Origin of the sequence: Streptomyces scabichelini (genome assembly GCF_011045015.1) — a bacterium.
GTDB lineage: Bacteria > Actinomycetota > Actinomycetes > Streptomycetales > Streptomycetaceae > Streptomyces > Streptomyces scabichelini.
Genome location: NZ_JAAKZY010000229.1, coordinates 1 through 15,917, shown reverse-complemented (window position 1 = coordinate 15,917; position 15,917 = coordinate 1). Strand labels below are relative to the sequence as shown.

Here is a 15,917-nt window from a genome sequence, read left to right as displayed (position 1 = left end):
GCTGGGGCCGGCCGGAGGTGACGGGGCGGGCGCGGTCGTCGTCGGGTTGATGGGGGACCCGGATGGCGGTGTACGGCGTCGGGCGTCGCTCGCGGCCGAGCGGCTGGCGTTGGAGGGGCCGGACGTCGTCGAGGCGTTCCGGCGGCTGATGGACGACGACTCCGACTGGCATCTGCGGCTCAACGGGCTGCTCGGGCTGACCCGTCGGGAGGGGACCCCCGACCCGACCGTCCTCATACGGCTGTTGGGCGACACCGGCACCTATGTGTGGGGGCACGCGCGTACCGCCCTCTACCCGTTGTTGCGGCAGAAGTCCGTCCTGGAACAGGTCCTGCACACCGCCCGGCAGGGCCAGGGTCTGTCTCGCGCGCGGGCACTGGACATGCTGCCCTCGCAGTACCTGGACCAGCTGCGCGACTCACTCATCGAGGGTCTGCGCGACGAGTGCCCCGGGGTCCGGGGCATGGCCGCGTCCAAACTGTCCGGCTATCGGCGGTCCCGCACGGTCGACGCGATCCTGTCCGCACTGGCGGCCGAGACCGACGCGGAGGCCGCCAGGCAGACCCTCCATACCCTCGGAGTGTGGCGCGAGGAGCGGGCCCTGCCCCTCGCCGTGCGCTGGCTGGACCATCCTTGGTCGGGACCCACCGCCGTATGGGTACTGTCCCGCATCGATACGTCGACGGCCTGGGAGTGGATCAGGCTGGTGGTCGTCTCCGGGCCCGGTCCCGAGCCGGTGCCCGGTCGCGGTCATCCCGATGTCCGGGGGGCCGCCGCCAAGGCGCTGGGCGAGCGCGCGGACCCGCGGACCACCGAGTTGCTGCTGCCGCTCCTCCACGATCCCGACGAGCGGATACGGGGTGGAGCGGTGCGGGGTCTGATGGAACTGGGGCGGCACAGGTGGCGACGGGGACGGCGGCGCGTGGTGGTCGAGGCGCTGCTCGGCCTCCTGACGACCGACGAGGCGATCCTCCATGACACCCGGAACGCGCTCAGCAGCTACCCCGAGGCCCTTCCCGCCGTACGGAGGCTGATCGACCACCCGTCCGACGAGGTCAGAGCGGCCGTCGTCTCCCTCCTGGACAAGGATGAGGACAGCGACGTGCGCCTCTTCCTCGCCCATCTCCACGATCCGTCGGAATCCGTCCGGTACGAGGCCCTGTCGGGGATCAACCGGTATGTGGACGAGTACGGCGAGTTGCCCGACGCACCCGACAAGGCGGGCTTGCTCGGCGAGATCGAGGCGCTCGTACACGCCCCCTGCACCTCCATCACCTCCTTCAACATCCGGCTGAGGGCGGGCCGGATCCTCGACAAGTTGAGGTAGAGGGAGAAGTCGCCGAGAAGTCCTTGCCGCCCGACAACGAGGCCAACACCGACGGCAACCCGCAGTCCTCATTGATTTCAGAGCATGATGAGCAGACGCGTCTTCGGCTTGAGCTTCCTGTTCACCGAACGACTCTGTACGTACACCTCCAACTTGGGGTTGTTCCCCGCCTTCACGGAGACGGTCCCCTGGACGTCCGTACCGAACAGAAGGCTGCGCGCCGCGTCGCCCGTATAGGCGCGGTCGGTGTCCTTCTCGACCACGATGACTTCCTTGTTCTGCTGAACCTGAGCCCGGGCGCCCAGCTGGTAGTAACACGAGCCGCGTTCGTACGTGACGCCCGGATGCGAGTTGACGAAGGGGCGAATCTCGACCTCCTTGTCGACCTTCAGGAGCCGGTACTGGTCAGCCGGAATCGGTTCGAGGTTCGCCCGCACCTCGTCAACCGATATGTCCTGACCGACGGCGAACAGGTTCTTCGTGCCGCGCACCCCCTGCTCACGCCCGCGGAGGAAGCTGGTGGCGGCAGCGCGCACGGTGCCGATCGCCTCCTCGACGCCCTTCTGGGAATCCGCATCCCAGATGGCGATGTTCCCGGCCGGAAAGCCGTAGTTCTGGGCGGTGCGCTTGGCCAGCGAGTTCGGAACGAGGATCGCGGACGTCCAGTGGCCCGGAAGCCCGCCCATCTTCGCCGCGATCTTGTCGAGCCAGGGGCCGAGGATGGTCATGTCGCCGTCGTGCCGCCTGTCTCCCCCGGAGGCGTTCTCCTCGCCGTCCGTCACGACGATCTGGAGGAAGCTGTGCTCGCCGTATTCCTCCCAGATATGGCCCAGGTCATCCAGGGACTTCAGAGAAGCCTCGATGAGGGCCGTAGCGCCATTCTCGACCTGGTACAGCCCTCGCATGGACGGCAGATGCTTCACGTCCATGTCCCAGACCAGGTTCTCCACCCTGTGGTCGAAGGAGTAGAGGCTGATCCGTGTCTCATGGCCGAGGCTGTCCGACTCGGCCTTCAACCCCGCCACGAACTCGTCCACAACTCGAATGAGTTGACTCTGGTGCGGACGCATCGAACCCGAACAGTCCACTACCAGCGCGACGTGATTCACCTTGTGCTGGATCCTGTTTGCGGACACGTCTGTGCTCCCCCTCCGAGGCTCCGCGAGTGTTGTTTTCACCCTATGGGGAGGCACTGACAACAGCGTTTGACGCTCAATCATCTGCCTGTATGCAAGGCGGCTCACCGGTAGCGGGACCGTCGTGCGGCACCTCCCCCCCTGTCCCAGGGGTGGCTGGTTATCGGCTGGCCCCGGGGCTGTGGCGTAACGGCGCTTGGGTGATGGGGGTGCGTACGGGTGAACGCGGCGATCGGTACGATGCCGCATCTCACCGCAGTTCAACGCCGTACGCATCACGGGGGATCGTCGTGTTCGGAATCGTCAGGCCCTGCCGTCACCGGCTCTCAGAGAGTCTCAGAACCCAGTGGATGGCGCATTTGTGCGGGCTGTGCCTCGCGCTGCGCAAGGACCATGGACAGTTCGCGAGGGTCGTCACGAACTACGACGGCTTGCTGATATCCGTTCTGACGGAGGCTCAGGCCGAGAAGGGCGGCGGCGGGCGGCGCACGGCGGGACCGTGTCCGCTGCGCGGAATGCGCAGCGCGTCCGTGGCGCACGGCGAGGGGGCGCGGCTCGCGGCCGCCGTCTCGCTGGTGCTCGCCTCCGCCAAGGTGCGCGACCATGTCGCCGACAAGGACGGGCTGCTGGCCCGCAAACCGGTGGCGCTCGCCGCCCGCCGGGTCGCCGCGAGCTGGGGCCGGGCCGGGGAGCGGACCGGCTCGGACGTCGGCTTCGACACCGCCCTGCTCGTCGACGCCGTGGACCGGCAGGTCGGCATCGAGGCGCTCGCCGGGCTCGGCACGCCCCTCCTCTCGGTCACCGAACCGACCGAGACCGCGACCGCCGCCGCCTTCGCCCACACCGCGGTCCTCGCCGGACGGCCGGGCAACGCGGAACCGCTCGCCGAGGCCGGGCGCCTCTTCGGGCGGCTCGCGCATCTCCTGGACGCCGTGGAGGACAAGGACGCTGACGCCGCGTCGGGTGCCTGGAACCCGCTCACCGCGACCGGGACGCCGCTCACCGAGGCCCGGCGGCTCGCCGACGACGCCGTGCACGGGATACGGCTCGCGCTGCGGGAGGCCGACTTCACGGACCCGAAGCTCGCGCACCGGCTGCTCGTGCACGAGCTGCGCACCTCCGTGGACCGGGCCTTCGGCACCGCCGCCTGCGCGCACGGACCCGCGCCGACGGGAGCGATGCCGGGCGGACCGTACACCCCGCCCGGCGGCCCGTGGGCCCCGCTGCCCCCGGAGCCGCCCCGCCGCGACCGGCGCGGGCTGCTCGCCGGGTGCGCGGTGTGGATGGGGCTCGCCTGTACCTGCCAGATGTGCTGCGGAGGGTTCGACGACCCATGGAGCCGGGAACGCCGGGAAGGACTGTGCACCAACGCCGACTGCAGCGGATGCGGTGACTGCTGCAACTGCTGTGAGTGCTGCGGAAACTGTTGCGGCGACGACGGCTGCGGCTGCGACGGGTGCGACTGCGGCTGCAGTTGCTGAGCTCTCCGGCAACCTGCTGCGCATGACGGTTCCTGGACCCGGCCGCGCAGCACTTCTACCGCGACTGGGACCGGGCCGCCGAGTCCAGCGAGGCCAAACTCTTCCACCACGCCCAGGTCGGCGACCTGGAGTTGCCGCCTCAACTCCCCATCAGTTTCTCCTTTTTGAGGACAAAGCATGGACGGTTCCGTATGTCCTTCGTACGCTGGGCGTCGCTTTCGAGCAGAAGAGCAGAAGACCCGCGTGCAGCACTGCGGAACACCGCTACCACCCGTACGTGCAAGAACTCCACTCCGCGGACGCCGGCCACCCCGGCGTCGCCTCACAGCGCCCAGCAGGAGGAAGAGTGACGCCACACAAGTCTCGGAGACCCCGTCGCCACCGCCGTAGAGCACGAAGAACCGCCGGGTTACTTCTCACAGTCCTCTTCGCCGGCGGCCTCACGGCCCCCGTCGCCGGCGCGGACGAGAAGCCGTTGGCGGACCTGCCGCCCCAGGAACCCGGCGTCACCCTCCGCGTCTTCGACATCCAGTCCCCGCTGAGTGAACTCTGCGACCTCAAGCCCGCCCAGACGCCCAACGTCGACAAACTGATCCCCACTGTCGACTGGTCCTCCACCGAGGGCTTCGGTTTCACCGACAACTTCGTGTCGCAGATCATTGGCAACATCAATGCTCCCGCTGACGGTACGTACGCCTTCCGCCTGATCAGCGACGACGGCTCCCGCCTCTTCATCGGCGACAAGAAGGTCATCGACCACGACGGACTGCACGGCGCCGAGCCCAAGGACGGCGAGATCACTCTCACGCCCGGTCACCATGCCCTGCGCATCGACCACTTCGACCGCGGTGGCGGACAGCAGGTCACCCTCCAGTGGAAGCCGCCGGGCGCCGACGACTTCACCCTCGTCCCGAACTCCGTGCTCAGCACCGACGCCGGCGTCGTCCGCGTCACCGCCCCCGGCCGCAAGGAGTGCGAGGGCACCTATGACACCCCCGGCGACGGCCTCCCGCTGACCTCGGTCAACCCCGGCTACACCCTCACCGATCTGCGCCCCGAGGGCTTCGAGCCGCAGGTCTCCGCGATGGACTGGATGCCGGGCGGCCGGCTCGCCGTGACCACGTGGGGCGGCAGTGACAAGACGGAGGGCGAGGTGTACGTCCTCGACAACGTCACGGGTGACACCGGTCCGGAGAAGGTCACGTACCAGAAGATCGCCGACGGCCTGAAGGAGCCGATGGGGATCAAGTACGTCGACGGAAAGCTGTACGTCTCGGAGAAGCACCAGCTGACCGAGCTGTCCGACACCAAGGGCGACAACACCGCCGGCGAGATCCGGAAGGTCGCCGAGTGGCCGTACGGAGGGAACTTCCACGAGTTCGCCTTCGGACTGCTCTACGAGGACGGGCACTTCTATCTGAACCTGTCCGTCGCCATCAACTACGGCGGCGCGACGACCGATCCGCAGCCCGCCCCCGACCGCGGCACCACCATCAAGGTGAACAGGAAGACCGGAAAGGTCAGTTACCTGGCCGGCGGCCTCCGCACTCCGAACGGGATCGGACGGGGACCGGAGGGCGAGCTCTTCGTCACCGACAACCAGGGCGGCTGGCTGCCCGCTTCCAAGCTGCTGCACGTCAAGCCCGGCCGGTTCTTCAACCACCACACCAACCCCGACGGCCCGTTCGACGACCGCACGGTCACCAAGCCGGTGCTCTGGCTGCCGCAGAACGAGATCGCCAACTCACCCAGCACACCCATGCTGCTGAAGAAGGGGCCCTTCGCCGGGCAGATGCTCTTCGGAGACGTCACCTATGGCGGAATCCAGCGCGCCGACCTGGAGAAGGTGGACGGCGAGTACCAGGGCGCGGTGTTCCGGCACACACAGGGCCTGGAGGCCGGCATCACCCGCATCAGCACCGGACCGGACGGCGCGATCTACGCGGGCGGCCTTGGCGCCGACGGAAACTGGGGCCAGGAAGGCAAACTCCGCTTCGGCCTGCAGAAACTCACGCCGAACGGCAAGAGCGTCTTCGACATCAAGACCATGCGCGCCACCCGTGACGGCTTCGAACTCACCTACACCGAGCCGCTGTCGGAGGAGACCGCCGCCACTTTGACGAGCGGTGCGTACTCGGTGGAGCAGTGGCGCTACGTCCCCACCCCGGCGTACGGGGGCCCCAAGGTCGACGAGGAGGTCCTCCCCGTCGCGGCGGCCCGGATATCCGACGACCGTCGCAAGGTCCGGCTCACCATCCCCGGCCTGAAGACCGACCGGGTGGTACATGTGCGCTCGCCGCGCCCGTTCGCTTCGGCCGATGGTGAGCAACTCTGGTCCACCGAGGCCTGGTACACCCTGAACGCACGCCCCGGTCCCGAGCAGCCCGTCACCTCGTACGACGCCGAATCGGCGCGCCTGTCCGGCGGTGCGGACATCGACACCGAGCATGCCGGCTACACCGGCGGCGGCTTCGTCGACGGCTTCACCACCCAGGGCGCCACCGTCACCTTCGAGGTCGACACACCCGCGAGGGGCAGCTACGACGTGGGCCTGCGCTACGCCAACGGCCCGCACCCCTTCACCGGCACGAAAACGCTCGGTGTCAGCGTCAACGGCGAACAGGCGCGGCAGACCAGCCTCCCCTCCACCGGCGCCTGGAACCGCTGGTCCACCCGCACCGAACGGCTCGCCCTCCGCGAGGGCCGCAACACCATCACGTACGCCTACCGGGCGGAGGACACCGGCAATGTCAACCTCGACATGATCGACGTACGCAGACCCGGCAGCCGTATCGACCTGTTCTCCGGCGGCAGCCTCGCCACCGCCTGGCAGCACACCGACGGCCGAAGCGCCGAATGGCCGCACACCGCCGAGGACTCCGTCGAGGTGTGCTGCGGCGACCTCCGCACCAAGCAGTCCTTCGGCGACTTCAGACTGCACGCCGAATTCCGGGTGCCGAAGCTGCCGGACGACGTCACCGGGCAGGACCGCGGCAACAGCGGCATCTATCTCCAGGACCGGTACGAGATCCAGATCCTGGACTCCTTCGGAGTGGAGAAACTCGCCCCGAACGAGGCCGCGGCCATCTACGAGAAGAAGGCCGCCGACCTGAACGCCGCCACCGCACCCGAAACATGGCAGACGTACGACATCGTCTTCCGCGCGGCCCGTTTCGACGCCGCAGGCCAGAAGACCGAAGACGCCAGGATCACCGTGGTGTGGAACGGCAGAAAGGTCCACGACAACGTCGCGGTGGACGGCCCGACCGGCGGTGGCGACGCCGAATCGGCCGCGGCGGGCGCGATCCGGCTCCAGGACCACGGGAACAAGGTCCGCTTCAGGAACCTCTGGATCGAACCGGCCGACGGCCCGACACCCGAACCGAATTGACGAACGGGGTCCCGCTACCGGTGACGGCCCCTTCACGCGGGCTCGACAACCGTCCCACGGCCGACTCCTCCACCGAGACGGTGGAGGAGTCGGCCGTGGGGGTTCGAGCCACCGCTCCCGCACTTGTCGTTGCGGCTGCGCCCGCCAACGCACCCAGCACTGCGGCCAACCCTGCATCCATGGCGAAGAGTCTGAGCAGCCTCGCGGGACGAGCCATGTCCAACTCTCAAGCCCGCTTTCCCGTTCTGGAAACTCTCCCCCCTTGCCCAGGCTGCACCCGCATCGGAACGATCAGACGAGACAATCAACGGCCAACGGGAAGGGGAACGCTCGTGAAGGTGACGATGCTGGCGACGACGTGCGACAAGAGGGACTGCCCGACCATCTACAAGACGGACCGGGGCACGGTCCTGGTGCAGGGCGAGACGCCGACGGGCCACGGCTTGGACATCCCCGCGCACGAGACCCTGGTCGAGATCCCGATGGACCTGATCCGGAAGGCGTTCGGTGACCAGCTCGGCGGCTAGGACCCTTGGCGATCTCTTCGACACCTTCCAGCGCGAGGCGTTCCGGATGGAGACCCTGGACGACTACAGCCGCTCGGGCAGCACGGACGCGTACCGGGCCTTCCTGGACGGCCAGGACAAGCCCGCCGACTACAACGCCGACTGGCTGGAAGAGGTGCGTACGCACACCGAGGCCGGACGTCGCATGTACCGCGTGCACGTGGTGACGAGGCCCCTAACCCCGTATCTGCACTTCGAGCTGGGGTGGGGGTACGTCACCAACGCTACGGCGGGCGAGGAGTTCTTCATCCTGGACGTGACCGACCGGCCCAACCCCCTGCCCCCGGATCTGGGCGACTTCTGGCTCTTCGACTCGACCACGGCCGCACCCATGCACTACAGCCAGGATGGCAAGTTCCTCGGGGCCGACGTACTGCCTGACGAACGGGCCCCCGAGTACGTCACCCACCGGGACACGGCCCTCGCGCACGCCGTGCCGTTCGCAGACTGGTGGGCCAAGCACGCCGAGTGAACCGTTCCGAGTTGGGTGCAGCACTGCGGGTACTGCGTCAGGCGTCCGGCAGGGAGGCCAAGGCGGTGGCCCGCAGTGCCGTCATGTCCGCCAGCAAGCTCAGCAAGATCGAGACCGGCAAGCTCGCTCCGAGCGCGGACGACGTCGAGCGCATCCTGACCGCCATCGGCGTCTCGGACGACGTCAAGGCCGAGTACATGGACGCGGCCCGTGCCGTCGCCACCGAGGCCACAGCCTGGCGTCTCATCCAGCGTGCCGGGCTCCACAAGGCGCAGAGGCAGCTCAAGGCCATAGAGGCCCGGATGACCCTCCTGCGGCTCTTCCAGCCCGCCCTCGTGCCGGGTCTGCTACAGACGCCGGAATACATGCGGGCGATCCTGTCCCGGCACGAGGACCTGAGCGAGGCCATCGTCCGGGAGACCGTGAGCGCGAGGCTGGAACGGCAGGAGGTTCTGTACGACGCGGGCAAAATGTTCAGGTTCGTAGTCACGGAGCCGGTGCTGCGGTGGCTGATCGTGCCGCCGCTCGTCATGGCCGGGCAACTGGACCGGCTCATCTCCCTGTCGCGCCTGCCCAACATCGACGTACGGGTCGTGCCTCTGGCCGGTCGGCAGCACGACATCCCCAACCACGCGTTCGTGATCCGGGACGACCGTGCGGTCACCGTGGAGACCGTGCACGCGGAAGTCGTCGTCACGGACCCGCGCGATGTCGCCCTGTACGTCGCCAAGTTCGACGGATTCGCCGACAACGCGTTGCACGGCGACCGTCTGAGGACCCTCCTGGAGAGCATCCGGAACGAGCTGTTGCAGCAACGAGAAAGCGGCTAGGCCGAGTTGAAGAACGGCCACAGGATTGCTTCCACGAAGAGGATGCGGAACGCGGGGAGGCACCCATGGCAGCGGCGGAGACAGATGCGAAGCAGTGAGAATACACAACGTACGCACCTGCGGGCGAGACGTGCCCGGCCTGTTTGGAATCGATCAAGAAGCTTGAGCAGGTCCGGAGGGGCGTCCTCGACCGTACGTCCGGGTCTCCCGTGGGCGTGTACCGCCACCTCACGTGCCCGAAAGGGGAGGGGCGACCCGCACCGTATTCCGCTACGTCCAGCACACCATCCGGCACGAGCCCGAGAGCGGCGTCACCTTCGAGGTGTTCTGCACGGCGGCCGGCTGCGGCGAGGACTCCGGCGCCCAGGAGGAGCAGGAGACGGCCCAGGACTGGGCGCTGCGCCACACCGGCCGCTCCGGTCACGACCTGTTCCGCCGCGTCGTCACTGATCACGCTCGCGTGACCCGCGAGGAGTAGAGACACCTCCCTCCGTCCGGCGATCTCCCGTATCTCCCGCAGTCGGACGGGGGGAGGGTCACCACAACCATGCGGTGAACCCTGAGCCCGCGAGGGTCGCGACCAGCGAGAGGAACTTCACGGGCGGACGCTGGAGGGTCAAGTGGAGTCCCCCGATGCGGAGTTCGAGGAACGGGGCGGTGTCGTCGTCGCGTTCGCGTTTGGGCATGGCTGTGCTGCTCTCCGGTCTGGGCGTCGTGTTGGGATCGCGGGCGGTGGGTCACCGCGAACCCGGTCACCTTGGCGGAGGGGAGCATCGGCTGACTCCGATGGAAGCTGCGTAAAGGTGTCCAAGAGATGAACGGAGCATGAACGAGAGCTCCGACCAGGTCGAATGCAGATTGCAGTCGCCGCGCAGCAACGCACGCAACCGCTCACCGCCCTGCGCGCGTGACCCGCGAGGAATGAGACACCCGTCCCCACCGTGGCCTGCGGCGGTGCAGCACGGCGGGGGCGGGGGACGAACGCCCCCCCACCGGTGGATACCGTCCCGGCGTGTCCCCGCGAGCCGGTGGGGGAGGGCATTCACCCGGCATTCACCAGTTGCCAGTCCACCATGCGGTGAACCCCGAGCACGCTCGGGCCGCGACAAGCGCGAGGAATTTCACGGGCGGGCGCTGGAGGGTCAAGTGGAAGCCGCCGATGCGGAGTTCGAGAAACGGGGAGTCATCGCGTTTGGGCATGGCTGTGCCTGCTTCCTGTCTGTCGGTGAGTGATGGGCGTTCTCCGAGCTGGGGTTCCCCCCTCGGAGCGTGACTCCGAGCGGAGGTGTTCACGGAGTGAGTGTGTGCAACGGAAGTGTGGGGGTCTCCAACTAGGAGTGGTCCGTCCGGAGCGCGACCATCTTGGCTGCAAGTGGCTTCGTCGGAAGCGTGACGTTCTCCGGGCAGGGGGCTTTCGCCTGCGCCTTTGACGTGGTTGGGGCAATTTCGGAGTGTCGGCGATTCTTCGCCGTCTCTCGCGACGTAGCCCAAGGGGGCCCGCCGTCGACTGTGCCGCCCACAGGCCTCCCGACCTGCATCAACGTCCATTGGGCGCGCAATGTGTACCCCGAGCGCCGCTAACAATCGTTCACTTCGCGAGGTTTCCAGCGGCTCGTATTGCGTGCACCGGTCCCAGGACACATCCAGGCCACTGAACACCGAGAGATGACCGAAAACGACCGGAACCAGTGATGACCTTTTGCCCAGGTCAGAGGCCCTTTCGCGACATCGCCGCAGGTGAGTCAGGACGCGGGATAAGTACTGGTCGTCCTGGTGCTGCTCCGTGTCGAGCAGCGCGACGCGCGCACCAAGTCGCTCTGCCCTCTCCTTCAGGCCGAACGCCGCCACCTTGCCGCCGCCGGAGCGCGGGTTGGAAACAGTTCCCGGATGTGTAGGCCAGTGTTGGTCATTTCGGGCAGGGCGACGTGGTGTGGTCGGTCGCGAATGATCCAGTCGACGATCATCTTCTGCCCTTCCCGTGCAGAGGGGATCAGTTGTTCGCCAATCGCTGGCATGTGCTTCCCGGGGTGTGGGGGCGGGCGTTAGCTTCGGCCCGTTGAGATCATCACAGGTGAGCGGGGGTGCACGGCGATGGGCAAGCGGGCGCGGGGAGCGAAGCAGCGGGAGCCGCGCCCCCATCGTGCGCTGGCCGCCCCGTTCGTGGTCGCCCCGCCTTCCGGATGCCGCATCCGCACCCGCCTGCACCTCTCACCCGCCGACGCGGTCGTACTGCGGGCCGTCGGGAAGCACCTGGGCGCGCTGGCCGGAGCAGATCTCGCGGCGCGGGTGCGGATCGGCAACGTGCCCGCCGCGCACAACCGGCGGGCCGAGCGGAAGAAGGCATTGACAGCCCAGTCCTCCTCCCGCTGGGCGGGGTCGATCACCCGCACCAGCGAGGACCAGTACCAGCTGGCACGTCGGGCACTTGATGCCCGCATCGGCTCGCTGCGCCGGGCGATCGCCACGATCAGCTCCCGCCTCGCCGTCGCACCGGGCAGCCGCGAGCAGCGCGGGCGCAGGTGGGTGCGTGGGTATGCCGATGACAGCGAGCGGCGGGCGAAGCAGCAGCGGCTGCAGATCCTGCAGGGCCAGCTGCGCCGGGCGGTGCGGGAGCGGGAGGGCGGCCGGGTGCGGGTCACCCGGGGCGGACATCGGCTGCTCAACGCCCGCCACCACCTCTACGACGCCGCCACCGCCGAAAAGCCGCTGACCGCAGCCGACTGGCAGGCCCAGCTGGAGGGGTGGGACGCCACGTGGTCGGCGCGGCGGATGTTCCTGACCGTGGACGGGGAGGCGGGCGCGCCGTTCGGGAACTACACCCTCAGCATCGACCCCGCCGACGGCTCCATCGCGATGGTGCTGCCCGACCCGCTGCGCGTCCAGTACGCCAACGCCCCGCGCGGCCGGTACGTGCTGGACGCGACGGCCGTCTTCAGCCACCGGGGCGGGCAGTGGGCGGACCGGATCGCCGCGGGCGCCTCGGTCCGCTACGACATCACCTACGACCCGGCCCGCGGACGCTGGTACCTGGATGCCTCCTGGTCCACCACGGCCAAGGGCCAGACAGCCGCTGTCCCGGCCTTGGAAACGCTGCGGCGGCATCCGGTCCTCGCGGTGGACCTCAACGCCGACCACCTCGCCGCCTGGATCCTGGACCCCCGCGGCAACCCCGTCGGCACCCAGCACACCATCCCCCTTCAGCTGTCCGGGCTGCCCGCCCCCACCCGCGACGCACGGCTGCGCGCGGCGATCTCCCGGCTCCTGCACCTCGCCCAGCGGCATGAGTGCGCGGCGCTGGTGATCGAGAACCTGGACTTCGCCGACGCCCGCGCCACCGGAAGGGAGAAGCTGGGCCGGGGCCGGCGCGGCAGAGCCTTCCGGCGTCTGGTGGCGGGGATCCCGACGGGCAGGTTCCGTGACCGCCTGTCGGGGATGGCCCACCACGCCGGACTCTCCGTGATCGCGGTAGATCCGGCGTATTCGAGCAGGTGGGGTGCCCAGCACTGGCTGAACCCCCTGACAGAGCAGGCTTCCACCGCTTCGACCACCGCTATCACGGGGCACCATGCCGCCGCGGTGGTCGTCGGCAGACGCGGTCTGGGCTGTACGGCCCGGCGCAGGAAAGACGGACCCCGCCAAACCGCTGCCACCACCGCCCCCCGGCGTGCTGAGGCAGCGGCCGTGCGACCGGAGGATCGCACCGGGACAACCGCCCCCGCAGCGCTGAGTCACCACAGCACAGGCCGTACGGAGCGGACAGCTCCGGCACGGACCTCGCGCAGCACCCCCGTGGTGCGTCAGACGCGAGCGCGCCCACCCGGAAAGCACCCGCCCCACGGCCCCACCACCGTTCGGGGGCCCAGCATCCACGACCAGCTCACGCTGTTCGGAATGCCCGAAACGGCCAACACCGGCCAATCAACCTAGGAACGGTTCATGAGGATGTACGGCATCCGGGGCGGTGCCGCCCTGCGCTCCTTCATGCCGGTGGCCTGCTTCCGGGCGCTGCGCAGGGCGGAGCGACCTGCCCCGACTGCCACCGCCCACGACACCAGCGACAGCGGCAGGGCCCACAGGAGGGTGGTCGCGAGCAGGAGGATGACGGCGGTGGGGGCTGCCACCGCGAGCAGCGCCGCCGCCCAGCGGACGGGGCCGCGGCGGGTCAGCGCCCACCAGAGGGCGGCCGCGGTGAGGGCCGCACCCGCGAGTACGGCCACGAGCAGCAGGACGCCGCCCACGCCGCCGTAACCGAGGGGGAGCAGTACGGCGAAGGCCGCCGCGGCCAGTGCCGTCCGGGCCGCCCACACTTGGGCGCGACGGTCGGGGGCGTACGAGTTCACCGCCATGGTCGCCTCCAGTCATCGGCGGACGCGGACATCGTAGATACGTGACCTGGTGATTCAGCGGCTCGCGAGCCCACCGGGCGGACCCGTACGTACCCGGATGTACTCAGGAGACGGGCTGGGGTTCCTTGGCCTTCGCCGGTGTGGCCTTCTGGAGGCTGGTGCCTTCGATGTCGAGGTCGGGCAGGATCCGGTCCAGCCAGGCCGGCAGCCACCAGGCGCCCCGGCCGGCGAGGGCGAGTACCGCTGGTACGAGTGTCATGCGGACGGCGAAGGCGTCGATGGCCACGCCGACGGCGAGGGCGAACGCGATGGGTTTGATCAGGGCGTCGTCCAGCGGGAAGAACCCGGCGAACACGGTGAACATGATCAGAGCGGCCGCGGTGACGACCCGTACGCTGTGCCGCGCACCGTCGACGACCGACTGGCGCGCCCGGCCGGTGTGGGCCCATTCCTCGCGCATCCCGGACACGAGGAATACCTCGTAGTCCATGGCAAGGCCGAACAGCACGCCGATCAGGATGATCGGCAGGAAGCTGACGACCGGGCCGGTGCTGGGCACCCCGAGCGCGTCGGCCAGCCAGCCCCACTGGAAGACGGCGACGACCAGGCCGAGCGAGGCGCCCACCGAGAGCAGGAAGCCGACGGCGGCCTTGACGGGGATGACCAGCGAGCGGAAGACGATCATCAGCAGAATCAGGCTGAGGCCGACGACGATGGCGACGAAGGGGAGGAGGGAGTCGCTGAGCCGGTTGGAGACGTCGATGTTGACCGCGGTGGTGCCGGTGACCGCGATGGTGGCGCCGGTCTTCTCACGGATGTCGGCGCCCGTCTTGCGGATGTCGCGGACGAGTTGGTCGGTGCGGACGCTGTCCGGGCCGGACTTGGGGAGGACGGTGATGACGCTCTGTGCCGGGTCGCTGGTGGGCTGGGGTGGCAGGACGGCCTGGACGTTTCCGAGGGTCCGCAGCTTCTGGGCCACTTGGGCGCCGGCCTGTGAACTCGCCGCACTCGTACGGTCCTTGCTCTCGCCGTTCCTGGTCTCGCCCTTCTTGGTCTCGGTCAGCACGAGGAGCGGGCCGTTGAAGCCGTCGCCGAACTTGTCGCTGATCGTGTCGTAGGCCTTGCGTTCGGTGGCGGCGTGCGGGGCGGAGCCGTTGTCGGGCAGGGCCAGACGCAGGTCCGTGGCGGGCAGGGCGAGAGTCACGAGGATGCCCGCGACGGCCAGCACTGTCAGCAGTGGCTTGGCGATGACCAACTTGGTCCAGCGGGCGCCCATGGTGGTGCGTCCGGTGTCCCCCTCGGTGTCGGCGGCCCGCTTCGCGGCGCGGCTGCCGGGCTTGGGGGTGAGCCGGGAGCCGGCGAATCCGGCGACGGCGGGAACGAGGGTGATCGCGGCCAGTACGGCGATCAGTACGGCTCCGGCGGCCCCGAGCCCCATCGTGGTCAGGAACGGGATGCCGATGACGCTCAGGGCGGCGAGCGCGATGATCACGGTGGTGCCGGCGAAGACCACGGCGCTTCCGGCCGTGCCGGTGGCCAGCGCGATGGATTCCTTCGGGTCGGCTCCGCGGGCCAGTTGCTGGCGGTGGCGGGAGAGGATGAACAGGACGTAGTCGATGCCTACGGCCAGGCCCAGCATCAGGGCGAGCGTGACGGCCGTGGAGGAGATGCTCACCGCGGGGGCCAGGGCCAGCAGCCCGGCCAGACCGACCGCCACACCGATCAGCGCGGGCAGCAGCGCCATGCCGGCGGCGAGCAGCGAACCGAACGTCACGACAAGGACGAGCAGGGCCACGGCCACGCCGATGATCTCCGACGGACCGACGTGAACTCCCTTGCTGCTGTAGACGGAACCGCCGACCGAGGTCTTCAGCCCGTCCTTCTCCGCTGCCTCGGCCGCGTCCTCGATCGCGTCCACGGATGAGGTACGGACCTCCGTGTTCTGCACCGGGTACTGGACCTGGACGATCGCCGTGGTTCCGTCGGCCGAGACGGCGCCGGTGGCGCGAGGGTCGGCGACCTCGCTGACCTGGGGAGCCTTCTCGGCCGCCGTCACGGTCCGGGTGATGGCCGCGGCGTAGGGCGCTTCGGTGAGCCGGTGGCCCTCGGGGGCGGTGAAGACGATCTGGGCGCCCGCGCCCGAGGCTTCCGGAAGGGTCTTGCTGAGGCTGTCCAGCGCACGCTGGGACTCGGTGCCGGGCACCGAGAAGCGGTCGTCGAGCTTGCCGCTGAAGACGCTGACGCATGTGATGAGCGCGGCCAGGACGAAGAGCCATATGCCCAGGACCAGCTTGCGGTGCCGGTAGGCGCTGAGGCCCAGCCGGTGGAGCAGAACGGCCATGACGAACTCCCTGGGTCGGGTGGGATC

General features: G+C 69.0%; 12 protein-coding genes. 8 read left to right on the top strand and 4 right to left on the bottom strand.

From position 1 onward, the window contains the following. Positions 1 to 1,327, top strand: a 1,327-nt coding sequence (locus G5C60_RS42230; RefSeq protein ID WP_165268016.1) for a HEAT repeat domain-containing protein, incomplete at its 5' end; no start/stop codon positions are given. A 77-nt stretch (positions 1,328 to 1,404) separates the two neighbouring features. Here G5C60_RS42230 and G5C60_RS42225 read toward each other — a convergent pair. Continuing rightward, positions 1,405 to 2,463 (bottom strand): vWA domain-containing protein, encoded by a 1,059-nt coding sequence (locus G5C60_RS42225; RefSeq protein ID WP_165268014.1) that lies wholly within the window; start codon positions 2,461 to 2,463, stop codon positions 1,405 to 1,407. Positions 2,464 to 2,753: 290 nt separating this feature from the next. On the opposite strand from G5C60_RS42225, the gene G5C60_RS42220 reads away from it, so the two are divergent. From G5C60_RS42220 to G5C60_RS42195, 6 genes are all read left to right on the top strand, one after another. Then, positions 2,754 to 3,944 (top strand): DUF5685 family protein, encoded by a 1,191-nt coding sequence (locus tag G5C60_RS42220; protein ID WP_165268012.1) that lies wholly within the window; start codon positions 2,754 to 2,756, stop codon positions 3,942 to 3,944. Positions 3,945 to 4,290: 346 nt separating this feature from the next. Next, positions 4,291 to 7,335, top strand: a complete 3,045-nt coding sequence (locus tag G5C60_RS42215) for a 3-keto-alpha-glucoside-1,2-lyase-like domain-containing protein (protein ID WP_165268010.1) — start codon at positions 4,291 to 4,293, stop codon at positions 7,333 to 7,335. A gap of 332 nt (positions 7,336 to 7,667) precedes the next feature. Further along, positions 7,668 to 7,862, top strand: a complete 195-nt coding sequence (locus G5C60_RS42210; RefSeq protein WP_165268008.1) for a hypothetical protein — start codon at positions 7,668 to 7,670, stop codon at positions 7,860 to 7,862. A gap of 46 nt (positions 7,863 to 7,908) precedes the next feature. Further along, entirely contained in the window at positions 7,909 to 8,373 is a 465-nt protein-coding gene (locus tag G5C60_RS42205; protein ID WP_206440663.1) for a DUF6879 family protein, read from the top strand. Positions 8,374 to 8,384: 11 nt separating this feature from the next. Beyond that, complete coding sequence (locus G5C60_RS42200; RefSeq protein ID WP_277611466.1) at positions 8,385 to 9,203, top strand: helix-turn-helix domain-containing protein; 819 nt, start codon at positions 8,385 to 8,387, stop codon at positions 9,201 to 9,203. A 232-nt stretch (positions 9,204 to 9,435) separates the two neighbouring features. Next, positions 9,436 to 9,681, top strand: coding sequence for a DUF7848 domain-containing protein (locus tag G5C60_RS42195; RefSeq protein WP_165268002.1), 246 nt, complete (start codon positions 9,436 to 9,438; stop codon positions 9,679 to 9,681). A gap of 58 nt (positions 9,682 to 9,739) precedes the next feature. Here the strand turns inward: G5C60_RS42195 and G5C60_RS42190 are convergent, their stop codons facing one another. Next, the gene (locus tag G5C60_RS42190; protein WP_165268000.1) at positions 9,740 to 9,889 is read right to left on the bottom strand and encodes a hypothetical protein; all 150 of its coding nucleotides are present in this window, start codon (positions 9,887 to 9,889) and stop codon (positions 9,740 to 9,742) included. Between the two features lie 1,405 nt (positions 9,890 to 11,294). Between G5C60_RS42190 and G5C60_RS42185 the strand changes: the two genes are divergently transcribed. Next, positions 11,295 to 13,130 (top strand): hypothetical protein, encoded by a 1,836-nt coding sequence (locus G5C60_RS42185; RefSeq protein ID WP_165267998.1) that lies wholly within the window; start codon positions 11,295 to 11,297, stop codon positions 13,128 to 13,130. Here G5C60_RS42185 and G5C60_RS42180 read toward each other — a convergent pair. Continuing rightward, on the bottom strand, positions 13,127 to 13,549 hold the full coding sequence (locus G5C60_RS42180; protein WP_165267996.1) for a hypothetical protein: 423 nt from the start codon (positions 13,547 to 13,549) through the stop codon (positions 13,127 to 13,129). The genes G5C60_RS42185 and G5C60_RS42180 overlap by 4 nt on opposite strands. Before the next feature lie 103 nt (positions 13,550 to 13,652). Beyond that, entirely contained in the window at positions 13,653 to 15,890 is a 2,238-nt protein-coding gene (locus tag G5C60_RS42175) for an MMPL family transporter (RefSeq protein WP_165267994.1), read from the bottom strand. Positions 15,891 to 15,917 lie beyond the last annotated feature (27 nt).